Origin of the sequence: Laribacter hongkongensis DSM 14985 (assembly GCF_000423285.1) — a bacterium.
GTDB classification, from domain to species: Bacteria; Pseudomonadota; Gammaproteobacteria; order Burkholderiales; family Aquaspirillaceae; genus Laribacter; species Laribacter hongkongensis.
In genome coordinates this window covers 19,934-44,761 of record NZ_KE383997.1, presented here as the reverse complement: position 1 = coordinate 44,761, position 24,828 = coordinate 19,934, and the positions used below count along the sequence as shown (strand labels likewise).

Genomic DNA, 24,828 nt, shown 5'->3' with positions numbered 1-24,828 from the left:
TATTCGGGTCGTACCGGTCACTCAGGACACGGGCGCAAGTGCAGGTTTGCGGGCAAAGCCGCAAGCAGGCAAAACACAGGGCAGCCACGTCAAACGCTGGCCGTGCGTAATACCCGGGTGCTATGGGAGGGGAAGGGGGAGGCACGGCGGAACCCCGTGCCTGACGCCGCCTCTCGCATACGGCGAGCTGGCGGCAGGAAACAATCTGCGCGTCAGTTCGCCGACATTGCGCCGGTCAGCAAGACCGGCCGACTACAGTCGCTCGAACAAGTGTCCACGTAGAAAGGTCTCCTTTTCCAAAAACTGGCGCGATGCTAACCATCCGTTCGGTATATTTCAACTGTTTGATAGCGAAATGTCATGAATATTCTGTGTGACAGCCCGATTGTCAGGGAAGGGAGCGATCATTCCGGGGCGATAACCGGATCCGGGTGCTTCGCTGGGGCGACAAGGAGCTGATTCGTCCTGTTTGGGAACAGGCCACTGCGACACCGGGTAACGACAGTGGTGGTGTCGCATGTCGTACCGGATGCAATGTGTGCAACAGCATCAGCAGGATGGCAAAGGGAAGCCCAACGATACTGCGGTGCTGACGATTGAAAGGCTAAATAAACTCATTAATGTAAATTGATTATATTTTAGAGCGATTGCTCCATAGACTCCATTCGCTTCCCCAAAAAAACCAAAGGATTCCGGTTATGCGAATGAAGTCCATCCCCCTTGTGATCGCATTGACGATCGCTTTTGCTCCCGCAGCGCAAGCTGCCAATACCGGCGCAGCATCCATGGGAGCCCGCCCCATGACCACCAACCAGGACTGGTGGCCGGACAAGCTCGACCTGTCCCCGCTGCGTGCCCACAACACGCCGTCCAGTCCGCTCGCACCGGGATTTGACTACGCCAAGGCTTTCAACAGCCTTGATCTTGCTGCTGTCAAAGCCGACATCAAGACCGTGATGACCACATCGCAAGACTGGTGGCCGGCTGACTGGGGCAACTATGGTCCCTTGTTCATCCGCATGGCCTGGCACGCTGCCGGTACCTATCGCACGCTGGATGGCCGCGGGGGAGCCGACGGTGCCCAGCAACGCTTTGAACCGCTGAACAGTTGGCCTGACAACGTCAGCCTGGACAAGGCCCGCCGCCTGCTGTTGCCGGTCAAGCAAAAATACGGCAACAGCATTTCGTGGGGTGACCTGATGGTCCTCGCCGGCACGGTGGCCATGGACCGCATGGGCTTCAAGACCTTCGGGTTTGCCGGCGGTCGCATCGACCAGTGGGAGGCAGACCGGGTGTACTGGGGGGCTGAAAAGAAATGGCTGGGTGACGAGGCCCGCTATCACGGTGCCGGTGAGCGCAAGGCGGGGGACAAGACTCTCCAGAACCCGCTGGCCGCAGTCCAGATGGGCCTGATTTACGTCAATCCGGAAGGCCCGGGCGGCAACCCCGACCCGCTGGCTGCAGCCAAGGACATTCGCGACACCTTCGCCCGCATGGCCATGAACGACGAAGAAACCGTCGCCCTGATTGCCGGTGGCCATACCTTCGGCAAGGCCCACGGTGCGCACAACCCGGAAAAATGCCTTGGTGATGATCCGGCAGCCGCTCCGCTGGAAGAGCAGGGCTTCGGCTGGAAAAACAAATGCGGCAAGGGCATGGCCGAAGACACGATCACTTCGGGTCTTGAAGGTGCATGGACGGCCACGCCGACGGCCTGGAGCATGCAGTACCTGGGCAACCTGTTTGCTTTCGAATGGGTCAAGACCAAGAGCCCGGCCGGTGCGGTGCAGTGGGTCCCCAAGAACGCAGACCAGCTCCAGATCGTTCCTGATGCGCATGTATCCGGCAAGCGGCACGCGCCCATCATGTTCACCACCGACATTGCGCTCAAGACCGATCCTGAGTATGCAAAGATTTCGCAACGCTTCCTGAACAATCCGCAGGAATTCGATCTGGCCTTTGCCAAGGCCTGGTTCAAGCTGACCCACCGTGACCTGGGCCCGCGCAGCCGCTACCTTGGCAAGGACGTGCCGCAGGAAGTGATGATCTGGCAAGACCCGGTTCCGGCAGTCGACCACAAGCTCGTCACTCCTGCCGACGTGGCATCGCTGAAAGGCAAGATCCTCGCCACCGGCCTTTCCAACAGTGAGCTGATCAGTGCGGCCTGGGCCGCTGCCGCCAGTTTCCGCAATACCGACATGCGCGGCGGTGCAAACGGTGGCCGCGTGGCACTGGCTCCGCAGAAAGACTGGGCGGTGAACAAGCCGGCAGAACTGGCCAGGGTGGTCGGCAAGCTCAAGGAAGTCCAGGCGGATTTCAACCGGGCCAACGCCCGGTCCGGCAAGAAGGTGTCCCTCGCTGACCTGATCGTGCTGGGCGGCAATACCGCTGTTGAAGCTGCTGCTGCCAAGGGCGGGATCAAGGTGGCCGTGGCCTTCAATCCGGGCCGCACGGATGCTTCGCAAGCGCAGACTGACGTGCATTCCTTCGGTTTTCTGGAGCCGCGCGCCGATGCTTTCCGGAACTATTACAGCTCCGCATCGTTCTACGCTCCGGCCGAGGCGCTGGTCGACAAGGCTGACACCCTGGGCCTGTCGGTGCCGGAAATGGCTGTCTTGCTTGGTGGCATGCGTACCCTCGGCACCAATGCGGACGGATCGAAAAACGGTGTCTTCACCAGCCGGCCGGGTGTGCTTTCAAACGACTTCTTTGTAAACCTGGTCGACATGTCAACCGTATGGAAAAAATCGGACAAGGAAGGCCTGTACGAAGGGCGTGACCGCAAGAGCGGTCAGGTCAAGTGGACCGGTACGACCGTTGACCTCGTGTTTGGTTCCAACTCCGAGTTGCGGGCGGTTTCCGAGTTTTATGCCCAGAACGATTCGAAAGAAAAGTTCGTGCAGGACTTCGCCCGTGCCTGGACCAAGGTCATGAACAATGACCGTTTTGACCTCAAGTACTGACCGGCGATCCTGATGGCCGGCCGCCGGATCAACCCTGTGGCAGGGATGGTCCGGCGGGGGCGAAACCCGGGGTTGCACAGCATGTGCAGGGTGCCTGGCCCGGGATTTTTCTGTGGCATCAAAAAAGCTTCACTCAATGAGTGGAGCTTTGTTTTCAAAGATGCCCTTCTTGCCGGGGTAGGATGAAGCGCATTTCCAGCCCGCCAGATACCGCATCCGGGCCCAATGGCCGCAGGATCTCCTCCATCACTGCGCGGCTTGCCTGACGCGTACCGTAAAAGCTGCTGTCGCGCGGGTCCACGCTCAGGATGTAAGGGCAATCCTGGTCATCGTGGAAGGCATGCGTGCCGCAACGATTCTGGTTGGGCAGCAGGACGATCAATGCATTGTTGTCAGCGTCGCAGTACAGGCCGGAATACCAGGCATCATGGTTGTACCAGCCCTGACGGTAATCCTCGTGCCGGACCATGGGGGGCTGCCCGGGCCGGAAAGCAGCCGTTCCGTAACGAGCTGCGCCAGTTGTTCCAGGCTGAGGCTGCTCTTTATTCCCAGAAACCATTCGGATTCGCCGTACACCAGGCCCTCGATGAAACGGGCATACGACGGCGCGCGGAATACTTCCGTCAGCTCATTACCCGTGTCCAGAAAACAGACTTCCGGTTCCGGCTTCACGTCCTCGCTGCCGCAGCCGTAATCAAGCAGCAAAATGGAATGGCCAGACATGCAGGAGAGCAGGTAAAGCCGCTCCAGATGCGGGTTTTCGCCAAACACACCCGCCCATTCATCCGGCTGTATGTAGTCGTGGATGTCAGCTACGGCAACGTAGTCCTTGCCCGGATCAACGGACTCAAGCCGGGCATCATTGACAAACAGGACATGCAGCCTCTTGTCCTGGTCCAGATAGCTTTCATGGCGGAAATATCCGCCGTTCTGCTGCTTCATGTGCCCGCGGTACAGTGCCGGCAAAGGCAGTCCGAACCGGCTTTCGAGGGTATCCAGCTCTCTGTCGCTCAAGCCCGCATGTCCGGGACCAAGGTTTTTCCAGGGACGGATCATGAGATTGTGGCCACGGTAATACCGGCCCTCCAGATCCGCAGGCAGGTATTCATCCTCTCCGTACTCCGTCCAGTAATCATGGCCGGGGCTCCAGAAACGGTCGGAAATGTCGTTGTCGATGCACGGATTGCTCATGCCAGGCTCCCCCTGTTTGCCAGCCCATTGTATCGGCGGTCATGCATGGACATTCGTGTCCTGAATCAAGTCCGTGTCCGGCCGCTTGCATGGGTTTTGCCATCAGTTTGAGTCCGTTTGCGTGATCTCCGGGACAGATCCCGCCGGATCACGGCCGGCAGGGTCGTGGCAGCTGATCGGCTGCCATGGCAGAACCGGCATGCCTGACGGCAAGCGCGGGCAGGCACGGCACAAAATGCCGGCAAGCATGCAATCCGCAGGCATGGCCCGAAAAAAGCTCCGCAACACTTGTTGCAGAGCGTTCAGTGCGTGCAAGAGCGGCACCGGCAGCAGCTGGATGCCGTCATGGTCCGCCACCGGACAGGGGGGCATGACCATGACGTATCCCCGTCCCATGCTCCCCGCGTCGAGGGATTACAGGGTTTTGGCCAGGGCCGTCACCGCCGCGGCAAAGCAGGCCGCCGGCGCATGGGTAATGCCAGCACCCACCTGGCCGACGCCGGCCTCCTTGTGGGCAATCCCGGTGTTGATCACCGGCAGGATGCCGGTATCGATCACCTTGCGCGCATCAATCCCGGCCGCCGTGCCGGCAAAATCGAGTGCCGGCAGGGTAAAGGCCGGGTTCTGGCCGAGGGTGATTTCCCGCATCGCCAGCGAGTGGGCGAGGGCATCGCTGGCCGCCCCGCCGACAAAGCGCACGATGGCCGGGCTGGCCGCCATGGCGAAGCCGCCGACGCCGGCGGTTTCGGTAATCACGCTGTCGCCCAGATCAGGCGCCGCATCGTCCGGGCCGAAGCCGGAGAAGAACAGCCCGTGCACCACCGGGGCCGGCGCGGTAAACCAGGTGTCGCCGGTGCCGGAGAGGCGAATGCCGAATTCCACCCCGTTGCGGCCCATGCCGGTCACCATGCTGGAGCCGGGCACGCCCTCGGCGGCCATCAGCATTGCCTTGCAGGCGGCCATCGACAGGTTGAGGAAGAAGTGGTCGTTGGCCGACACGAATTCGATGGCGGCGGCCTTCTGTTCGTCGTCCATCGGCAGGCGCAGGATGGCCGGCACCAGCTTTTTCAGCAGCAGGCCGGTGGCGGCGGCATTGCGGTTGTGCACCTCGTCGCCCATGTGCAGCGCCTGCGCCATCAGGGGCTTCAGCTCCACGCCGCCCAGCGCGGCCACCGCCGCCGCCAGCACCGGTGCCAGCACATCGCGCATCCAGGCCAGACGGGCCAGCACATCCTCGGAATACGCGCCAAAGCGCAGCACCTTGCCCAGCCCCTCGTTCAGGTTGGAGAAAGTGCGGCGGCCATGCTCGCGGTCTTCGACGATGAAAACCGGCATCGACGGGCTGATGATGCCGCCCATCGGGCCCACGCTATGGTGATGCTGGCACGGGTCAAAGCGGACCGCCCCGCTGGCGGCCAGCGCACGCGCCGCTTCCGGGCTGTCGGCCCAGCCTTCGAACAGGATGGCGCCGACAATCGCGCCCTGCACCGGGCCGCACATGTCGTCCCAGGCAATCGGCGGGCCGGAGTGCAGGATCATCTGCCCGTCCATGCCGGGGATCACCTCGCCGGCCCGGCCAATGCCGACCCAGGCCGGCTGGCTGGCCAGATATGCGGCAAAGGCCTGCGCATTGGCGGCTTCCACCGCCGGGTGGTTAAAGACGGCGGCCAGGGCCAGGCCGGTAGCGCGGTCACCGCTGGCCGGCGGCTGCCACGCCGGATGAATGACTGCCGCGCCCTGCTGGCGGGCAGCATCGGCAAACGAAGCGAGTCCCAGGTTGACGATGGCGAGTTGTTCGCCGAAAAGCTTGCTCATGATGAATTCCTTGGCGGTAACGGTCAGCTGACGATGGCGCGGGCCAGGGCCACGGCTTCGGCGTTGCTGGCTGCGAGGCAGACCCCGAGTGCGGCAAAGCCGGCACGCTGGCGCTCGAAGCCCTGCGGATCTCCCGCCGTGCCGCACACGGTGGCCACCAGCGCCACCTCGCGGCCGGCGTCGGCGGTCAGGCGGCGTACTTCGGTCAGGGTGTCGTGCATGGCGGCCAGCGGATCGTCGTGGGCGCCGAAGCCCAGCACGATGTCGAACAGGATCACCGCCACCGTCTCATCGGCCGCTTCGGCGAGGAAACGCTCGTTGCGCAGGCGATGGTCGATCATCGGGTGCGGCCGCCCGCGAGTGAATTCGTCGTCGCCCAGATCAATCAGGCAATGCCCCGCGCTGTGCCAGACATCGTCCGGTGCCGGTGCCCTGGCGGTCGGCGTGTTGGAACGCAGGCCCGGCAGCGCATCGGCCAGCATCAGGGTGGCTTCGTAGCAGAAGGTGCCACCGGAATAGAGGCCGCGCAGCCGGGTCTGCTGCGGTTGCAGGCGGGCCTTCAGGGCGGCAGCCGTTTCGGGATGCGGCTGCGGCGGTGTGTCTTGCAGCGGCTCGCCGCGCACGCAGGCCACCGCCATGCGGGCGGCGCTTTCCAGCGTGGTGGCGTAGTGCAGGTTGGCATGCTGCGGCAGGCGGGCCGGATCGGCGCCGAGGAAATTCACCACCACCGGCTTGCCAGCGGCAATCGCCGCATCCAGCACCTTGCGCGCCACGGCTTCGGCCGGCGGCTTCGACACCAGCACGATGACCCGGGTGGCGTCGTCTTCGGCCAGGGCGCGGATGCCCGCGAGCATCGACAGGCCGCCAACCGATTCGGCCAGATCATGCCCGCCGGTACCGATGGCCTGGCTGATGCCTTCTCCCAGCGTGTCGATCAGGGTGGTGATCTGTTGCAGGCCGGTGCCCGAGGCACCGACACAGCCGATGGCACCGGCGCGGCATACGTTGGCAAACGCCAGCGGCACGCCGTGGATGATGGCGGTGCCGCAGTCCGGCCCCATCACGATGCGGCCAAGGCCGGTCGCCAGCTGCTTGAGGCGGCGCTCGTCTTCACCCGACACATTGTCGGAGAACAGCATCACGTTCAGGCCGGCGCGCAGGGCTTTTTCCGCTTCGGCGGTGGCATAGGCACCCGGCACTGAAATCAGCGCCAGATTGCTGTCCGGCTGGCGCGACAGCGCCATGGTCAGCGAATTGGCCGGCAGTTCGGCCGGGCCGCCGGCAGACTGGCCGCCCTTGGCTTCCAGCGCCTGGCGGGCGTGGGTCAGCGCTGCGTCAAAGGCCGCTTCCTCGCCCTCAAGGGCGATCAGCAGGTCATTTGGTGCCGCTTCGGGCGGGGTATCAAGCAGGCCGGCGCGGCTCAGGAGGGCGAGGTTGGCCGGGGTGGCCATCACTGCCGAAGCCTGGGTAATACCGTCCAGACGGGCCAGCGCCGCCGACAGCTGCATGAGGGCAACCGAATCACGGTACTGGTTGCGCAGAATCGCGAGATGCAGGGACATGAGGGGTCTCCCGGGGTGGCCGGCAGGGCCACCCGGTAGGGTCATTCGGAATCAGGAAGAAAAGCGGAGGCGCGGATCAGGGCGCGTCGTCAGACGGGCTGGGCTGGCTGCCACGGGTGACGTGGAACAGGAAGCAGCCGGCGGCGATGACGAGATAGCCAATGGCCGGGCCGGTGGCCATGCCGATGCCGAAGCCGGTGGAGTGGATCACGCCGAAGAACGACATCAGGGCTGCCAGCAGGGCAAACACGGCGGCGTGCAGGTAGTTGCGGTCGATCACGCGGGCGACGATCGCGGCCAGCATCATCGCGACCAGGATCGCGCTGGCACCCAGCACCGCCATGCCGTCGTAGAACACGCCGCTGGCGGCCAGCTTGTCGGCGCCGAGGGTGGCGACCGAGGTGCCGGCGGCATTCAGGGTGTTGTCGATGGTGACTTTCACCCAGTCAGCCAGCCACGGGATCAGCGCAATGGCCACGGCCGGGGCGTGTACCTTCGGGGTTTCGCGGAAGGCCTGCGACAGGATCAGCATGGCGATGTACATCAGGATCGGCAGGATGGCGACGATCGGGATGATGTTGAGCAGGATGTTGATCATGCCGAAGGTGCACAGTGCCAGCATGGCCACGCCGGTCGCCCACGAGTAGCCGATGCGGCCGCCGGCCTGTTTCCAGCCCGGGTGGCCAATGTAGACCAGCGTCGGCACCACCGAGCCGAACAGCGCGCCCACCAGCGTGCCGCCTGCGGCGCCGAGGCAGATAGAGCGGGCGCTGTACTTGTCGCCGGCCACTTCGGCGCTTTCCACGTTCATCAGGGTTTCCATGAACAGGTACACCGCCAGCGGGATGGCCGACACCACATACGGGCCGACATTGGCAAAGCCCAGCATCAGCACGTCCAGATGGATCAGCGGCACGTTGAAGCCGACGGTTTCGGTCGCGGCGATGAGCGGTTCCACCTTCATGTAGCCGGTGACCCAGCCGAGGATGGTGCCGATGATGATGGCCAGCAGACCGGCCGGCAGGCGCAGCGGCATCTTGATGTTGGCCAGCCAGCCAAACAGCAGGATGCCAAAGCAGATCAGGCCGAGCCAGGCGGCGTCATACACGCGGAACGACGGCGTCAGCGCGATGTACGACACGGCCATGCCCGCCAGCGTGCCCAGCATGGCGGCGCGCGGCGTCACGCGGCGCAGCCAGTCGCCGATAAAGGCGCCGATGGCGACCACGATACCGTGGACAAACGTCCACGCCATCGCCACGCCCCATGCCAGCCGGGCGTCGCCGGTCTTGGCGATCAGCGGCATCATGATGGCGAAGGTCACAATGAAATAGTGCGGCACCGACAGGCCGTAGGGCAGCGCGGTCACGCTGTCGCGGCCTTCCTTTTTGCCGAGCTTCCACGCCTGCCAGGCGAGGAACAGGTTGCCGAAGGCCAGCGTGACGCCGAAGCCCGGCACGATGCCTTGCCAGACGATGTCACCCGGCAGGGCAAGGACCACCGACAGCAGGAACACGGCGGTCAGGGTGTTGGCCAGCGAATTGCTGAACAGGCCGAAAAAGCCGTCCAGATCGCCACGGGTCCACAGTCGTGGCCCGGTGCCGGATTGTCCGGCGGTTGCTTGCAAGTCACTCATGTTGATTACCTGAAATGAACTGGGAAAAGGGGTTTGCCTGTCCTTCACCGGTTCACGCGGGCATCAGTCACACAACAACAAGATCACAAAGAACATGTTTCATGGCCGGCTCAGTGGCTGGCGGCGGCCTCCCCGGCCTGCGGCTCGTGCGGGCAGTACTGGAACCCCCAGCACAGCAGGGCCGCCAGCAGGTAGGCGCCGGCAATATCCGGGCTGACTGCCCAGCCGATGGCCGGGCCATGGATGAAACCGAAGAACGCCAGCCCGGCACCGGCGGCCGCATAGGCGGCGGCAGCGCGGAAACGCTGGTCGATCAGGAATACGGTAACGGCACCGAATACCAGCCCGCTCAGGATCGCGCCCTGACCCAGCCGGAACATGCCGTCGTAGAGGATGCCGCGCTCGGCCAGGGCCGGCAGGGTCTGGCTGGCCACCAGCCCGGCGGTGTTGAGGGCACCGTCCACCAGTGTCAGCCCCCAGGCGGCAAAGTGCGGCACCATGGCGAACACGATGGCCGGCGCATAGCGGCCCGGATGGGTCTGGAAGGCCTGTGCGGCCACCAAGAGGCTGATGTAGAGCAGGATCGGCAGCACGGCCGGCAGCGGAATCAGCGACAGCAGCACCGGCACGATGCCCAGCACGCACACCGCCAGCACCAGCACACCGTTGGCGAGCGAGTAGCCGATGCGGCCGCCGGCCTGCTTCCAGCCCGGATGACCGATATACACCGCGTTGGCGAACGGACTGCCGAGCAGCGTACCGGTCAGGCTGGCCAGCCCAAGGGCGACCAGCACCTTGCGCAGCGGGTAGCTGTCGCCACCTTTTTCCGCGCTTTCGACGTTGTTCATTGCCTCGATGAAGTCATAGACACCAAACGGAATGGCGGTCACCAGCAGCGGCCAGACGCTTTCCAGCCCGGAGAAAATCGCGGCTACCTGCGGCAGCGGCACATGGAAACCCAGATGGTCGAAGGCACTGCCCAGTGCGGCAAATTCAAGCTGGCCGGTCAGCGCTGCAATGACGATGCCGACGATGACCGCCACCAGCGCGGCGGGCACCCCGAACGGAAAGCGCACCCCGGCAAACCAGCCGCCCAGGATTACCAGCAGGGCCGGCAGGCCGATCCACGGCTGCATGAAGATTTCCATCATCGGCTTGAGCGAGATGAAGGCGAGCGAGACCCCGGCCAACGTGCCCAGCAGGGCCGCGCTCGGCGTCAGTTTGCGGATGGTGGGGGCGACAAAGGCGCCGGCAATGATGACCAGCCCTTCCAGAAACACCCAGGCTGCCCCGGCGTGCCAGGCCAGGATCGGGTCGCCGGTGGTGATCTTGACCGGCAGCATCACCACCATCACCACGATGAACATGTGCGGCACGCTGGCGCCGGAAGGCAGGGCGGTAACGTCGCTGCGGCCGGTACGGCGGGCCAGATCGTAGGCCAGCCAGGCGTAGTAGAGATTGGTCAGCAGCAGCATGACGCCGATGGCGGGCAGGATGCGCCCGAACACCAGCGGGGCGGGGATGCCGACCACGCCGAGCAACAGGCCGGTCAGCACCAGCAGGTTGAGCAGGTTGTTGGTGCCGAGGCCGAAGAGGGCATTGAGATCGCCGGCGACCCAGCAACGCGGAACAAAGGCGGCAGGTGCCGTGGCGGACACGCCCGGTCGGTGCTGCTGGTTCATACTTCCCCTGCCTCGTTTGAGTCCAGAACGGTTGGCAGTCTAGGTGGCAGGGTAAGCCATGCTGTTTGACCTGCGTCAATCGCTTCCGGCCGCTGCAAATATTTGCGCAGGCTTAAATCGATCGTTCAAAAATTTTCACAGACCCGGCTTTCAGCAGGTTTCCTGCAACCAGTGCCGGCAGAAATCCGGGTCTTCCAGCCGGCTGATGGCGTATGCCAGCACCTTGCCCTGGTTGCGGGTCTGCCAAGCGGCCATGATCGGGGTCGGCGGCTTGGGGTCGACCACCGGGCGTTGCAGCAATTGCCCTTTGCGTACCGCATACGCGCACAGGTGACGCGGCATGAAACCGATACCGACGCCCGCGATCAGGAATTGCAGCTTGGCGGCAGTATCCGGGGCGTAGATGACCTTCTGGCCCTTGACCAGCCAGGCTTCTTTCTTGGACAGGCCCATGGCGGTGTCCATGACCGAAATCGCCGGAAAGGCGGCCAGCTCGCGGCTGTCGAGCGGGCTGTGACTGCGGGCCAGCGGGTGCTGCGGACTGATGACGAAATCCCAGTGTACCTCGCCCATCGGCAGGTAGCTCAGGTCGGCTCCCTGCGGCAGGACATTGGGGGCGCCGATGGCCAGGTCGATGCGCCGGTCGATCAGGGCGTCCCACACGCCGTTGTAGACCTCGGTGCGATAGGACTGGCGGCAGGCGGTAAAGCGCTGGTGCAGGTCGGCAGCGAGTCCGGCCAGCGGGGCGGGGTTGAGCAGGTTGTTGAGGCCGACCCGGAACTGCTGCTCGACGCCGCCGTGCAGCTGGGTGATGTCGGCCTGGAGGGTTTCAAGGTCGCGCAGGATGTCGCGGGCGTGCTCAAGGAAATAGCGCCCTTCGGCAGTGAGTTCCACCTGTTTGCCTTCGCGCAGGAACAGCTGGGTGCCGATGGTTTCTTCCAGCTTGCGCACGGTGTAGCTGATGGCCGAGGGCACTTTGTGCAGGCGTTCGGCCGCAGCGCTGAAGCTGCGGTAACGCGCCACGGTTTCCACCACGCGCAGGGCCTCGGTCTGGATGATCATCCGCCCAATCCTTGTCTTGCCGGTTGCGAAGGGCGCCCATCTTAACCCTGTCGGCAGGCTTTCAAAAATTTTGTCCGATCCTGCCGGCTGGCGGCAATTTCATTCGGCCAGCCAGTCGGTCCGCACGCTTAGACTGGCGGCATTGCCTGTCCTGCACCGGATTTGCCGGCGTCAGCCCTTCCTGTTTGCCCCGCCTTGTGCGGTGGCTGATTCCTGACTGGAGTATGTCCCGATGTCCCTGAAAACCCTCAAGGCTGAACCGTACGAGCTTGAATTCGATCCCGGCACCACTGCGCTCATCATGATCGACATGCAGCGCGACTTTGTGGAACCGGGCGGTTTTGGCGAAATGCTGGGCAACGATGTGTCGCTGCTGCGCTCGGCCATCGAACCGTGCCGCCGTCTGCTGGAAGCCGCCCGCAAGGCCGGTGTGTTTGTGGTGCATACCCGTGAAGGCCATCGTGCCGACCTGACCGACTGCCCGCTGGCCAAGCGCCTGCGTGGCGGGCTGGAATGCGGCATTGGCGACAAGGGCCCGATGGGGCGGATCCTGGTGCGCGGCGAATACGGCAACGACATCATCCCCGAGCTGTACCCGGTGGCCGGCGAGCCGGTGGTCGACAAGCCGGGCAAGGGTGCCTTCTTTGCCACCGACCTGGACCTGCTGCTGCGCAACCGCAATATCCGCACCCTGATCGTGTGCGGGGTGACGGTGGAAGTGTGCGTGCACACCACCGTACGTGAAGCCAATGACCGTGGTTACGAATGCGTGGTGCCATCCGACTGCGTGGCCAGCTACTTCCCCGAGTTCTACCGGGTGGCGCTGGAAATGATCAAGGCACAGGGCGGAATCTTCGGCTGGGTGTCGGATGCCGACCGGATCGTTGAAGCGCTGGACGACTGACCGGCCGGCAGGGCGGGCGGCCGGACCCTGTGCGCCACAGCCGCCCGCCCGCGGGCAGGTGCACAGCGTCTTTGCCGGTTGCTGCAACGTGCAGCTCGACAGCCAGGAGCGCTTGCTGCCCCTGCTGTCGGCCAGCCTGCCACTCCAGCCTCATGGCTGGTCGGTCCGTCTGCCGGCCGGCAGCGAATGTCGTGACTGGTATCGTTCCGGGATGCCGGTCACGCTGGATGCCGCCGGCTTGCAGATCGGTCCATGGCCTGCCATGGAATGCCCCGGACAGTCGCCTGCCGGGGCATTCCGGTTGCCGGATCATGGCTGCCTTTCTGCTGCGGGGCTGCAACTGGCCGGGCGGCTGTGGGAACAGCTTTGGCATGTGCCGGCACCGGCATCACAGGGCTGGCACTGCCAGCACCCCTGGGTCTGGCCGGCCTGCCGGCAGGGGCTGTTGTCCCTGGACGAGCCGGAGCAGCTGCCGGCGGCGGTTGCGGATCTGGTCGGGCTGGGCATGGGGCTGACGCCGTCTGGCGATGATTTCCTGTGTGGCCTGATTGCAGCCGTCCGGCTTCATGAGCCTGCGCTGCTGCCGGTTTTTTCGGACTGTCTGCCGGAATGCCTGTCTTCGACGCGGGATATCAGCCGCGACTATCTGCTTTTGTCCCTGGACGGCTGGTTCAGCCCGCTGGTCGTGCGTCTGGTGTGTGCGGTGCAGTCAGCCTGTGCCTGTACGGCCAGGCAGGATTTCGGGCGCCTGCTGGCGCATGGCGCCAGTTCCGGTCGCGATATGGCACTGGGCCTGCTGGGCGGAATGCTGGCATTGCACCGGGCTTTGCCGGAAACGGGGCGGGGAGCAGGTTTGCCTGGTCTCCTGCCGGAATAATCTTTTCCCGAGCTGAGGGTCTGGCTGCGGGTCGCCCGACCGGCGAATGATCGTGCGGCAGCCGTTGTTACGCGACAATGTCCGTGCCGTGTCAGTGGGCTGGCCCGGGTGGCAGGTCGAGGTCCTGAGCGTTGCGGATGTCGGCGGGAGATTTGCTCCGGCCGTTTTGCAGGTGTACGGCCGTGGCAGTTCCTGCCTGTCGTGCGGAAGGACGGTGCTACGCGTTTCCTTGTGCGACAGGGGGAAACATTCGGGTGGTGATGTACGGCCTGGTTTGATGACGGGTACTGCATCTGCAAGGAAGCCGTTGCCGTGCCGTACGGGGTCCTGTTTCTGGCTTGAGAATGGCCCGTCTTGAGAATGCACAAAGCCGCCGGTTGGCGGCTTTGTTGCTGTCAGGCAGAGCGGAGGATTACCGTTCAAAAATCCTGATGGCTTTCAGGGGTGAGTGCATCTGGAGGCTAGCGTGGCCACTGGCACGGTTTTCAAATTCGGACAATGCCTCTTCATGCTGGCGTTCGATACGGGTGCCGTTGATTTCTACGGCGATGATCTTGTTTTTTGCAGTTTCAAAATTCATGGTGACAACTCCTGACCACCATATGGATATACAGGTGGTCTGAACATACAAATATTTTTGTGCGGGCCGACGCAATGCACGGACCGGACAAGAGTGCATTTGTTTTTCTGGTTAAAACACTGAAGGCAGGCATGACCAATCGGGTCTGCTTCCTGCTTCAATGGGTTTGACAGGCCATGCCTGCGTACAGGCAAACACATCACTGACATGGACGGTCAGCACGGTGACCATCTGCGGATGCGGTGAGTAAATTCAGGACCGGATTTATGGTGTTTGCAACATTGAATCCTGGTTGGGACAGGATCCTGTGGCAGTGCAAACCATCCTTGAGACTCTGGCTCTAGACGGCGAAGTATACGCAAATTTTTGAACTTGCAAAGGTTTTTCGAAAAATACTTGGATTACTCCCTGCTGGGTGAGTGACCGCGCAGCAGGGGGTGACGTTGCGCCAACAGGCAACGCAGCTGTATTGGCAGCCTGTACGGCCAGAGTGCCCGGGGCGGGGCAAGCACCCGTGCACCACCTTGTCACGTCAATGCATGTGCAGCCGCATACGGCCGGAATCAGGTTCGTGCCGGGCAGGGCAGTGTGGGGGTTCCTGCACGAGATACCGGCGTGTCTTCGCCTTGTCCGTTGTCCGTGCTGTTCCGGATGGCCATGGTGCCCGATGACTGCGCTGCCGGTTCTGGCCGGACAGGGCACTCAACCGTCACGTCGTGCGTTGTACGGGCATTTCCAATGCCTGGGGCAGAAGGTAAAAACCGGGTTGCTGCCGTTTGCGTAAAACCGGAGGTGTAAGCCATGCCGGCACTGCTGGTCATGAAGATGCCCGGAGATGCTGGTGACCCAGGGGCGCTGCAAGAATTGCTGCCGCAGGCATGTCACCTGCTCAGGCAGCTCACGCTGGCTGACCCGGCATGGCGCATGTCCTTGTACGGATACCGTGGCCGAAAGCCGGACGATGCAATAGGCGCCCGGCTTTCGTGAGCAAGACGGAATGCCTGTCTTGCTCACTTTGTCCTGTGCACCCCTGTCAAAGACATGGCAGCTGTTGCCCTGCCGGCATGCCACCGGTAACAGTTCAGCGGGCCAGGCCCAGCAGCGGGTAGAGGTCCTGCGTGTTGCGGGCATAGGCAATGGATTCGACCCGGCCGTTTTGCAGGCGCATTACCGTGGCAGCCCCTGCCTGTCGCGGCAGGTCGGCCACGCTCGTTTCCTTGTATGCCAAGGCGACGGTAAAAGGCAGGTCGCGCAGCTTGGGCAGGGCAAACATGCGGGTGATCACGCTTGGCATGGCGCTGATGTCAGATACATGGATCACTTGCGGTGCTTTCAGCCGGGCGTGTTCGCCCTTGAATGCTTCGTTGACGAAGGCACTGGTTGCCTTTTCCGAAGTGAAGACCAGCAGGCGTGTGTCAGGGCCCAGTATGTAAGGCGTTCCATGCTGGTCTTCCAGAGTGATGGGGGGCAGGGTACTGCCCTTTGCCAGCGGCGCTGCCTGCAACATGACGGGCAGGCACAGCAGGGCAGAGAGCAGCAGGCGACGGTACATGGCCAGGTTCATCCGGTTCCTCCTGTCAGTCACCTCCGGCGGGTATCCGGAGCGTGTCTGTCTTGATCGTGTTCATGGGAGTAGCTGCCGAACCGGTGGACAGGTGCCGGGCCAGAAAGCCCAGCACCAGGCTGACCGCTGACGCCATGTCGGCAAAGGATTCATGGTCGCCGTCCAGCAGCAGGCATTCGGCCTGAGGACGGGCGGCTGCCAGGCGCAGCGCATCGTCGGCCGGTACGGTATTGTCATGCCTGCCATGCAGTATTAGCAAGGGGCAATTGATGTATGATATAAGATTGACAGGGGCAATTGATTCAAACCGCTGACCGATTACCCGCTGCACATGCCCTAATATCAGTGGCGACAGCCATCGCAGCCAGCGGCCCTGTGAAGCCAGCCAGCGCTGCATCAGTTCTTCCGGATGGGCAAAAGCCGAGATGCTGACCACGGCGGCAATGTCGTTGCGACCGCTGGCAACTAGGATACAGGCTGCCGCGCCGAGGGAATGACCAAGCAGGGCAACCGGACTGTCCGGATGGCTGGCGTGCAACCAGGCGAGGGCTGCGTCGATGTCCTCGGCAAAACGCGGCAGCGAGGCAAAACTGTCCCCGTCGCTGCGCCCGTGGCAACGGGCATCCGGCAGCAGCACTGCGTAGCCTGCTGCATGGGCAGCCTCGGCCGCAGGAGCCAGGTCGCTGCCGTTGCCTCCCCAGCCATGCATCATCAGCAGTACCGGCGCACCCGCGTGCCGGGCCGGCCACCACAACGCTGCCAGCTGGCGCCTGTTGACAGTGGCGATGCGGACAGGCCGTGCCTGCGGCCAGCCGGATTCATGCCCGCGGCGGGGGGCCCGCAATGCCCGCAGCAACGCCAGATGTCCGCCCAGCAGCAAGAGTGCGCATCCGGCCAGAAACAGCAGGCTGTTTGTCATGTCAGTCCAGTCAGTCAAACAACAAAAATATATCATTTTGTATATTGATGGGCTGAATGCGATCCGTCATGAAGGGCGATCTGTCCAGGGAGCCGGCATCCGGTAGTGGTCGGCAGGCAGTGGTTTCTCTCGGGGTCGCATGTGTCCGGGGGGGGGGTATGTCAAAGCCATGCCGGCATCGAAGCCATGTACGGCCAGCAGTTGAGGTGGCTCTGGTCATGGGCGGCTTTTGCCTGCCGGCTGCCATGCAGAGGACTGTTGCTGTCTGGCTGTGGAGTGGCCTGCTTCCTTTTGGTCGCAAGCACGTTCCCGGTTTGCCGGCCGGCTGGATCCGGACACAGGGTGCCTGCTGATGACCATGTGCCAGAGCTGTATGATGATGTCTTGCCGAGGGTGGTTGTTTCAGGTCAGGAGGGTTGCAGCCCGCCCGGCCTGAAAATGGCCACAGTATCCGGTCAAATTGCCTTGGTAACAGGCCAGTATGGCGTTCTTTTGTCCTGACCGCTGCCGGCAGAGGGCTGTACCGCTTGTTGCCGCAGGTTTCCGTGTACCTGATGTGCTGGTTTTCGCCCCGGAACGACCGCCCGGCCTGCGTGTCTGCTGCAGTGCTGCTTACCAGGGCTGGTTGGCCGGTCCGACTGTCAACTCGTTGATTGCAGTGTCCTCCGGCTGGTCAATGGCAAACGATACTGCACTGGCTATACGCTCGGCCGGGATGCCGTACTTGTCATACAGTACCTGCATCTGTCGGCGTGCTCCGGCTTCATTGATGCTGTCGAGCAGGCTGGTATTGATGGCGGCCGGGTAGATTGTCGTGGTGCGGATATTGCGGCCCTCCATGGCCGACTCCATGCGCAGCACCTCCATGAACTCGCGCACGAACCATTTGGTGCCTCCGTATACCGCACAGCCCGGATAGGCCTTGAGCCCGGCGACCGACGATGTAGCAATGACATGGCCGGATTTCTGCGACAGGAAAACCGGCAGGACGGCTGCCACGCCATTCAGTACGCCCTTGATGTTGACATCGATCATGCGGTGCCAGTCCGCGGTTTTGAGGGCCGAAAGCGGAGAAACGGGCATCATGCCGGCGTTGAGGAAGATGGCGTCCACCCGGCCGAATTCGTCCATGGCCAGCCGTACGAGGCGCTCATTGTCTTCCGGGCGGGTGACATCCGTTTCCTGGCCGACTGCCTCGCCGCCATCCAGCCTGATCCCGTCGGCAATCCGTTGTAACCAGTCTGCACGCCTGGCACCCAGCACCACTCTGGCACCCTGGCTGGCAAGCAGTCTGGCCGTTGCTTCGCCGATACCGGACGAACCGCCGGTGATGATGACAACCTTGTCTTTGATCATGCCGTTTCTCCGTTGCAGTCAGGGCCGGCGGGCTGCCGGCACCAATGGCCTGTGGGGGATGCCTGAACGATGGTCCGTCCGTGTCGCTGCCGTACCCGGCAAGGGCGAAGCCGAGACCGGCCGGCTCACCGGTATCTGATCCGGCGCATCGTGTTTGCACTATCGGCAATACCGGCCGGCTTGCTGTCCGGCTCCGACGCGCGACAGCCTGTTGCCGATCTGCGGCTGCCGCTCTGGCGACCGGTGCCATACCGGTCGGCCGACCGTAATCCGCAGCAGGATGCCCTCCTTGTGGGCCACGGGGCTGGTTGCCTGAGGGGCTGTGTATCCGTCTTTGGTGCGGATCAGTCTGGTCTTGCCAGGCCCGCCGGCAAGTTGTGCCGGCCAAAGAGCCTGGCCGGTCGCTCCGCCGCACATGTCCATCAGGCTGAGCCGCGTGAGGGGCGGTGCTTGGGAGTCGCCTTGCCTGCGGCGGCTCATGTTGTGGCATGGACGGCGCCATGTGTGGGGCGAGCGGATGTTTTCACTGCGGATGACCGTGACGAGCCCATGACAGGAAACGCGGTTTACTGTCTGTAGTCAGCGTCGTTTGCGGCAACGTTCCGAGCAGTATTTCACTTCGTCCCAGCACAGGGCCCATTTGCGCCGCCAGTTCATGGGCTTGCCGCAGACAATGCAGGGTTTGGCAGGCAGGGCTGACTTGTTGCCCTTGAACGCGGTTTTCATTGGTGCCATCCCTCGTCGCGTACCGACAGCATGCGCCGCAGCAGGCGCAGTGGCGGGCCGACCAATGGCAGTTTGTGCAGCAGTTCTTCGGCCGAGTCCCAGTAGTCGCGATGGCAGGTCACCTTGCCGGACCGGTCAAGGTGCAGGTGGCTGCCACCATGCAGGTGCCAGATCCTGGCTCCCCGGCGAAAGCGGAAATCCCAGGTCATGAAGGCCTGCGTACCGTCCAGCAACTGGTCGTGGATGATGAACACCGGTTCGTCCAGCGTCTTGAACATGTGACGGAATACAGCCGCTATGCCGTCGCGGCTCCGCACCGTGTTGAAAGGATCCTTGAAGCAGGCAGAGGCCGTGTAAAAACGGCCGATGTCTTCAAGAGACACCGGGTCCAGGCTGGCATACCAGTCGGCCAGTGCTGCCAGCTGCGTCCTCAGTTCCGCGCCAGACGGCGCAGCAGCGGCAGCCTCAGGCGATAGGGCAGCATCGCGATCAGCTTGATCCATAACGTGAACCTGCGTGGGAAGTGGATTTCAAAACGCCCGCGTTCCAGACCGCGCACGATAAAGGCCGCAGCATCGTCCGGGCTGATGATGGCCGGCATGGAAAAATCGTTGAGGGCCGTCAGCCGGGTGGAGACAAAGCCGGGATTGACCAGGTACACCCCGAGGTGGTGCTGCCTGAGTTCGGCATGCAGCAGTTCGGCCAGATTGATCAGTGCCGCCTTGCCCGGCCCGTAAACGCAGGCACCGGGCAGGCCGATGTAGCCTGCCACACTGGCCACCAGCACGATGCCGCCCGACTGGCGGGCCATCAGGTCAGGCAGGATGGTCTCGAGGCCGAAATACACGCCGGCCAGATTGGTGTCGAGGGTCTGGCGGACGCGTTCGTGCTGCAACTGCCAGCTCTGTTCGGGCCGGTAATCGGCCGCGCAGAACACGACCAGGTCCGGCAGGCTTTCCTGTTCGCGCATGTGCGCCCAGCACTGGCGCCACGAGGCAGGGTCGGTTACGTCGTGCGGCAGGACAAGGGCGCGCGGATGTGTGCCGGCGACCTCTTCCAGCCGGGCTTGCCGCCGGGCGGACAGTACGACTTCTGCTCCCTTGCCGAGCAGCCGGTGTGCCAGGGCCGCGCCGATGCCGCTGGACGCACCGATGATCCAGACGCGCTGGCGGCTCCAGTCGCGGACCGGCGGGTTAAGCGGTGCGGGCCACATGGTTTCACGCCTGCTTGCGGAAGAACAGGCTGACTTCGCCCAGCCCGAACCCGTACTTGCTCATGCGGGCGCTGTTGAGCATGGTGTGCTCGTCCACCAGGAACATCCAGTCATCGAAATCCACGGCCCATTCGCGGCCGCCCACCGGCAAGCGCAGGACATAGCGCCAGTGCAGGGCATTGCCCGACACTTCACCTTCCGCCTCGCCGATGACGTCTGCGGCCGTACCGCGCCACTTGCCGTTGCCTTTGGGCTCCAGCCGCCATGTCCGCTGCTGTCGTGTACCGTCGGCATAGACGAAGCGTTCGTCCAGCAGCAGCGCATCGCCTTCGCGGCGGCCGGTGATGTCGACCGTAAAGCGCTTGACCAGAAGGCCGTTGCGGTCGCGGAACATGCCCCAGGCCTGGGTGTGGCCACCGAAAAAGCGGTACAGGTCCAGCTTCGGCGCATTGTCACGGTAGTCCTGCACGCTGGGGGTGCTGCATCCGGTCAGCAGGGCCACCAGCAGGGCGGTCAGTCGTTTCATGGGCGGGCCTCTTGCAGCAGGAACTGCGAAACGCCAATGCTTTCTTCGTCAAAACCGGCCTCGCAGTAGCACAGGTAAAGCCGCCACAGCCGGATGAAAGCCTCGTCAAAACCCAGCCTGCGGACCGGATCCGGCACGCCGTCAAAGGCATGTCGCCAGCGGCGCAGGGTTTCTGCATAGTCGTGGCCGAAATCCAGCCGGTCGCAGGTGTCGAGACAGGCCTTGCGTGCTTGGTTCATGAATTCGCTGCGGCTTGGCAGCATGCCGCCGGGAAAGATGAATTCCTGGATGAAGTCACTGCCGGTCCGGTATTGCCCGAACCTGCTTTCATCGATGGTAATGCTCTGTACCAGGGCCTTGCCGCCGGGCTTGAGCAGGCTGCGCACCTTGCCGAAGTATTCCTGCCAGTAGGCTTCTCCGACGGCTTCGAACATTTCGATTGAAACGATCGCATCGTACCGGCCGTCAAGGTCGCGGTAATCCTGCCATTCGAGGCTGACCAGCGCATTGCCGGCCAGACGCTGCCGTGCGTGTTCCAGCTGGGCGCCGGAAATGGTGATGCCGTGAACGGCAATGCCCTGCCGTGCTGCATGCTCGGCAAATCCGCCCCAGCCGCAGCCGATCTCCAGTACCCGCATGCCGGGGCGCAGGTCCAGTACGGTGCAGATGCGCTGGTATTTGGCGGTCTGCGCCTCGGCCAGCGGCATGTCGTAATGTCCGTCAAACCAGGCACTGGAGTAGGTCAGGCCCGGGTCCAGCCACAGCCGGTAGAACTCGTTGCCAAGATCATAGTGGGCGTGGATGTTGTGCTGGCTGCCTGCCCGGCTGTTGCGGCGCAGCCGGTGTTTCAGCCAGTACCAGACGCGTGCCGGCAGGCTGCCTGCCGTTGTGGAGCCCAGTACCGTTTCGTTGCGCAGCGCCAGCCGCAGCAGCGAGGTAGGGTCGGGAGTGTCAAGCAGGCCATCGCGGAATGCCTCGGCAAAGCCGATGTCACCCGCCAGCAGCAGCTTGCGGCAGGCAGCCCAGTCGTGGATGTGCAATTCGGCCTCCGGCTGCTCGCCTGGCGTGCCGAACCAATATGCCGAACCGTCCGGTGCGGTCAGGCGAAGATGGCCGTGTGCCAGTTGCCTTAACCGTGCCAGCAGGATGCGCGCTGCCGGCGGCACAGGCATTGATGAGGGTGCATTGAGGGTGCGGGATAGGCTCATGGTTGGCATTCCTGTCCGTGAGTCAGGGTGCTGGCGGGAGGTCGGGGTTTGCCGAAGAACGGCACTTTCTTCAGCCACAGGCGCAAGGCCTGCCAGTGGATGCGGACGATGACCGACACGGTCAGCAGTGGCTGGCGCAGCAGGGCTGCACCGGCACTGGCAGATGTCAGGGGCGTCATCCGGCCGGAGACGGCGGTGTTGAGTACTGCACCTTCGGCATCGTGGTAATCGATGCGCATCAGCATATGGTCGGGTTTTTCTGTCAGACGGAAGCGGTAATGACCCTCGACACGGCAGAAGGGCGAAACGTGCAGGCATTTGAGGCAGGTGAGAACGGAGCCGGACATCAGCGGTTCGCCGTTCCTGTTGGCCAGCAGGTAGGCGTGGTGTTCGCCGAAGGTGTTGTTGACGTCAGCGAGGACGGCGACCAGGCGGCCTTCTGCATCATGGCAATACCAGAAGCTGACCGGATTGAAGACGTAACCGAACAGCCGGGGAAAGGTCTGGAGCCAGACTTCACCGTCATGTGGCAGGCCGGCTTCGGCCAGCTGGCGGTGTATCCAGGGCAACAGGGGGCTGCCGTCGCGCGGGCCGTAATCCCGGGTGCGGACCGACATCAGCCGGCAGCGGTCCACACCGAACCAGGCATTGCCGGTGTCATCCAGTGCGGACAGGCGCAGGCGCACGGCGAACACCGGGTAGAGGAAACGGTGGCGGACGGGGCGCAGCCGCCGGTGCATGACCATGCCCCGGACCAGATAGGCGTTGGTCATGAGTCCGGCCTCGCCCAGTGCGGCAGTTCGACAAAATCACGCGCAACGCGCAGGGCCGATTTGAGCCCGTCCTCATGGAAGCCGTAGCCCGTCCAGGCCCCGGCAAACCAGGTGTGCCGCCGGCCCTGCAAGTCTGGCAGACGTGCTTGGGCCTGCACGGCAGCCTGGTCGAGCAGAGGGTGTTCGTACTCGAACCGGGCATGTTCCAGTGCAGGGATGGGTTCGTGCACCGGATTGAGGGTGACGATGACCGGTGATGAAACCGGCAGCGGTTGCAGCATGTTGAGCAGGTAGCTGACGCAGACGGCACGCCGGTCCGGCTGGCTGCTGTCTGCGAGGAAGTTCCAGGCGGCCCGGACTTTCTGCCGCCTCGGCAGCAGACGGGGGTCGCCATGCAGTACGGCGGTATTGCGCTGGTAGCGTACGGCCTCCAGCACGGCGCGTTCGTCGGCGTCCGCATCCACCAGAATGGCTAGCGTCTGCGGGGCATGGGTGGCGAAAACCACGCTATCAAAGCGCTCGTCGCCATGACGGCTGCTGACGGTTACGCCTTCGGTGTCGCGGCGGACCGCCTGTACCGGAGATGACAGGCGCAGGTCGGGAATCCGTTCCAGCAGCTTGTGTACGTACTGGCGGGCTCCTCCGGGGACGGTGAACCAGCGGGGACGCTCACGGATCTGCAACAGGCCGTGGTTCATGCAGAAACGCAGGAAGGTGGCGGCGGGAAAACCGAGGATTTCCTGGCTGGGACTGGACCAGATGGCAGCTGCCATGGGTACGAGGTAATGATCACGGAAACGCTGGCCGAAGCCTTCGCGTTGCAGCAGTTCGCCCAGGGTCAGTGCGTGGCCGCTGGCGTTTTCCAGCAGTCGTGGTGCGGCCCTGTTGAAGCGCAGGATGTCTTGCAGCATGCCGTGAAAGCCTGGCGACAACAGCTTGCTGCGCTGGGCGAACACGGTGTCGAGGTTGCTGCCGGCCCATTCGTCACGTCCCTGGTCCAGTGACACGCTGAAGGACATTTCGGTACTGCAGGACGGTATGCCCAGTTCGGCAAACAGGGCGATCAGGTTGGGGTAGGTGCGTTCGTTGAAAACCAGAAAGCCGGTGTCCACCGCAAACCTGTGGCCGTCCACTTCGAGGTCTACCGTATTGGTATGGCCACCGGCGTAACCGGCTGCCTCGAACAGGGTGACATCGTGACGGCCGGCCAGCAGCCATGCGCTGCCGAGACCGGCAATGCCCGCGCCGATGACGGCGATGCGCTGACGCTGGACCGGGAGTGTTTTCACCTTGCCTCCTGTTCGGGACGGGCCTGTTGTGGAAACCGCTTGGCAGGGCGTTGGGCCGTGCATATATCGATGTATATACCGGCTTGAAAAAAAAGATACTCGTCAGTAAAGGGTTGCACCAATGAGCATCATGGGCAGGCTCAGTTTCAAGGATCAGGCATTCAGGCTGCGCGAGCAGGCCGTACTGGATGTCACGACAACCTTGCTGGCCAGCAAGGGTTTTGACCTGATGACCATGGACGATGTGGCCGAGGGGGCGGGACTTTCCAAGCCCAGTCTCTACAAGCATTTCCGCTCGAAAGAAGCGCTCGCCACGGAGGTGATGATCCGGTTGCTGGACCGGGCGCTGGAGCATCTGGACGCGCAGGATCCTGTCATGGACGGCAAGGCACGGCTGGACAACCTGATGGAATGGGCCTTGCGCACGAGGCTGGAGGGCGGGTTACCGTTCCTGCCTTCAACCAGTCCGCATGTGCGGGACATGCTGATGCACAGCGTCCGTTACTCCTTGCGCATCTACAGGCTGCACACGCAGTTGCAGCAACTCGTCGAGCAGGCCCGTACCGAGGGCAGCATCCGCAACGATCTGCCGACCGACGTGCTGCTGTACGCGTATTACTCGCGCACATGCGATCCGGCGGTTGATTACATGAAGGATTTTGGCCGGTACGACGATGACGAAATCATCGCTTGCATGCGCAGCATCATGTTTTCCGGCATTGCCGCATCCTGACCAGGTTGCTGCATCTACCCGGAATTCTCTGTGTCTGGAGTCCGTCACGGGCAAAGGCTGGCGACAACTGCATGAGGCGTGACTTTGCTGCAAGGTGGCTGCCAGTCCAGCGCAAGGGCGGCGACCGGGCAGGATCGTCGCAGGCATGTCCTTGGTGCGTTGCCTGCATGCTGCGGGGGATGCATGAGCCTTGATGGGACATGAGGAAAGTACCCCGCCGTAGCGGACGCAAAAAACCCGCCCGGAGCA

General features: G+C 63.3%; 22 protein-coding genes. 4 read left to right on the top strand and 18 right to left on the bottom strand.

Features of this window, described 5'->3' with window-relative positions; genetic code table 11:
* Window positions 1-698 precede the first annotated feature (698 nt).
* Window positions 699-2,963: a catalase/peroxidase HPI gene (gene katG, locus G542_RS0114385; RefSeq protein ID WP_012696776.1), complete on the top strand. Its 2,265-nt coding sequence runs from the start codon at window positions 699-701 to the stop codon at window positions 2,961-2,963.
* Window positions 2,964-3,117: 154 nt separating this feature from the next.
* On the opposite strand, the gene G542_RS0114380 is transcribed toward katG, so the two are convergent.
* The 7 genes from G542_RS0114380 to G542_RS0114345 form a co-directional block, all read right to left on the bottom strand.
* Window positions 3,118-3,345 carry a hypothetical protein gene (locus tag G542_RS0114380; RefSeq protein ID WP_027824470.1) on the bottom strand — a complete coding sequence of 76 codons (228 nt, stop codon included), beginning with the start codon at window positions 3,343-3,345 and terminating at the stop codon, window positions 3,118-3,120.
* Entirely contained in the window at window positions 3,342-4,019 is a 678-nt protein-coding gene (locus G542_RS0114375; protein WP_162142386.1) for an SMI1/KNR4 family protein, read from the bottom strand. The genes G542_RS0114380 and G542_RS0114375 overlap by 4 nt, the downstream gene beginning before the upstream one ends.
* 549 nt (window positions 4,020-4,568) lie before the next feature.
* A complete protein-coding gene (locus tag G542_RS0114365; RefSeq protein ID WP_012696779.1) occupies window positions 4,569-5,969 on the bottom strand; it encodes a YlbE family protein in 1,401 nt (466 codons plus the stop codon).
* A 23-nt stretch (window positions 5,970-5,992) separates the two neighbouring features.
* Complete coding sequence (fdrA, locus tag G542_RS0114360; protein ID WP_012696780.1) at window positions 5,993-7,531, bottom strand: acyl-CoA synthetase FdrA; 1,539 nt, start codon at window positions 7,529-7,531, stop codon at window positions 5,993-5,995.
* A 76-nt stretch (window positions 7,532-7,607) separates the two neighbouring features.
* On the bottom strand, window positions 7,608-9,167 hold the full coding sequence (locus tag G542_RS0114355; protein WP_034986086.1) for a hypothetical protein: 1,560 nt from the start codon (window positions 9,165-9,167) through the stop codon (window positions 7,608-7,610).
* A 110-nt stretch (window positions 9,168-9,277) separates the two neighbouring features.
* Window positions 9,278-10,849, bottom strand: coding sequence for a SulP family inorganic anion transporter (locus tag G542_RS0114350; protein ID WP_027824465.1), 1,572 nt, complete (start codon window positions 10,847-10,849; stop codon window positions 9,278-9,280).
* A gap of 150 nt (window positions 10,850-10,999) precedes the next feature.
* Window positions 11,000-11,911, bottom strand: a complete 912-nt coding sequence (locus G542_RS0114345; RefSeq protein ID WP_012696783.1) for a LysR substrate-binding domain-containing protein — start codon at window positions 11,909-11,911, stop codon at window positions 11,000-11,002.
* Between the two features lie 232 nt (window positions 11,912-12,143).
* On the opposite strand from G542_RS0114345, the gene G542_RS0114340 reads away from it, so the two are divergent.
* Both G542_RS0114340 and G542_RS17700 read left to right on the top strand, forming a co-directional pair.
* Window positions 12,144-12,815 (top strand): cysteine hydrolase family protein, encoded by a 672-nt coding sequence (locus G542_RS0114340; RefSeq protein WP_027824464.1) that lies wholly within the window; start codon window positions 12,144-12,146, stop codon window positions 12,813-12,815.
* Window positions 12,781-13,692, top strand: a complete 912-nt coding sequence (locus tag G542_RS17700) for an oxamate carbamoyltransferase subunit AllH family protein (RefSeq protein WP_081666867.1) — start codon at window positions 12,781-12,783, stop codon at window positions 13,690-13,692. Before G542_RS0114340 ends, G542_RS17700 begins: the two co-directional genes overlap by 35 nt.
* Before the next feature lie 412 nt (window positions 13,693-14,104).
* Here G542_RS17700 and G542_RS18725 read toward each other — a convergent pair whose 3' ends face one another.
* The 11 genes from G542_RS18725 to G542_RS0114270 all read right to left on the bottom strand — a co-directional run bounded on the left by G542_RS18725 (window position 14,105) and on the right by G542_RS0114270 (window position 23,846).
* A complete protein-coding gene (locus G542_RS18725; RefSeq protein WP_012696787.1) occupies window positions 14,105-14,272 on the bottom strand; it encodes a hypothetical protein in 168 nt (55 codons plus the stop codon).
* Between the two features lie 1,081 nt (window positions 14,273-15,353).
* A complete protein-coding gene (locus G542_RS0114320; protein ID WP_027824462.1) occupies window positions 15,354-15,836 on the bottom strand; it encodes a hypothetical protein in 483 nt (160 codons plus the stop codon).
* 13 nt (window positions 15,837-15,849) lie between these two features.
* A complete protein-coding gene (locus tag G542_RS17190; RefSeq protein ID WP_051190088.1) occupies window positions 15,850-16,755 on the bottom strand; it encodes an alpha/beta hydrolase in 906 nt (301 codons plus the stop codon).
* Window positions 16,756-17,367: 612 nt separating this feature from the next.
* Window positions 17,368-18,111, bottom strand: coding sequence for an SDR family oxidoreductase (locus G542_RS0114310; protein ID WP_027824461.1), 744 nt, complete (start codon window positions 18,109-18,111; stop codon window positions 17,368-17,370).
* A 579-nt stretch (window positions 18,112-18,690) separates the two neighbouring features.
* A complete protein-coding gene (locus G542_RS18280) occupies window positions 18,691-18,837 on the bottom strand; it encodes a DUF2256 domain-containing protein (RefSeq protein ID WP_081666865.1) in 147 nt (48 codons plus the stop codon).
* The gene (locus G542_RS0114295; RefSeq protein ID WP_027824525.1) at window positions 18,834-19,340 is read right to left on the bottom strand and encodes a nuclear transport factor 2 family protein; all 507 of its coding nucleotides are present in this window, start codon (window positions 19,338-19,340) and stop codon (window positions 18,834-18,836) included. The genes G542_RS18280 and G542_RS0114295 overlap by 4 nt, the downstream gene beginning before the upstream one ends.
* Window positions 19,268-20,050, bottom strand: coding sequence for an SDR family NAD(P)-dependent oxidoreductase (locus tag G542_RS0114290; protein ID WP_027824459.1), 783 nt, complete (start codon window positions 20,048-20,050; stop codon window positions 19,268-19,270). The genes G542_RS0114295 and G542_RS0114290 overlap by 73 nt, the downstream gene beginning before the upstream one ends.
* 4 nt (window positions 20,051-20,054) lie before the next feature.
* A complete protein-coding gene (locus G542_RS0114285) occupies window positions 20,055-20,576 on the bottom strand; it encodes a DUF3833 domain-containing protein (protein ID WP_012696799.1) in 522 nt (173 codons plus the stop codon).
* Complete coding sequence (locus G542_RS0114280; protein WP_027824458.1) at window positions 20,573-21,784, bottom strand: SAM-dependent methyltransferase; 1,212 nt, start codon at window positions 21,782-21,784, stop codon at window positions 20,573-20,575. Before G542_RS0114280 ends, G542_RS0114285 begins: the two co-directional genes overlap by 4 nt.
* Complete coding sequence (locus G542_RS17185) at window positions 21,781-22,557, bottom strand: DUF1365 domain-containing protein (protein WP_012696801.1); 777 nt, start codon at window positions 22,555-22,557, stop codon at window positions 21,781-21,783. Before G542_RS17185 ends, G542_RS0114280 begins: the two co-directional genes overlap by 4 nt.
* Entirely contained in the window at window positions 22,554-23,846 is a 1,293-nt protein-coding gene (locus G542_RS0114270; protein ID WP_027824457.1) for an NAD(P)/FAD-dependent oxidoreductase, read from the bottom strand. The genes G542_RS17185 and G542_RS0114270 overlap by 4 nt, the downstream gene beginning before the upstream one ends.
* A gap of 130 nt (window positions 23,847-23,976) precedes the next feature.
* Here G542_RS0114270 and G542_RS0114265 point away from each other — a divergent pair, with 130 nt between their 5' ends.
* A complete protein-coding gene (locus tag G542_RS0114265; protein ID WP_244878723.1) occupies window positions 23,977-24,579 on the top strand; it encodes a TetR/AcrR family transcriptional regulator in 603 nt (200 codons plus the stop codon).
* Window positions 24,580-24,828: the final 249 nt, after the last annotated feature.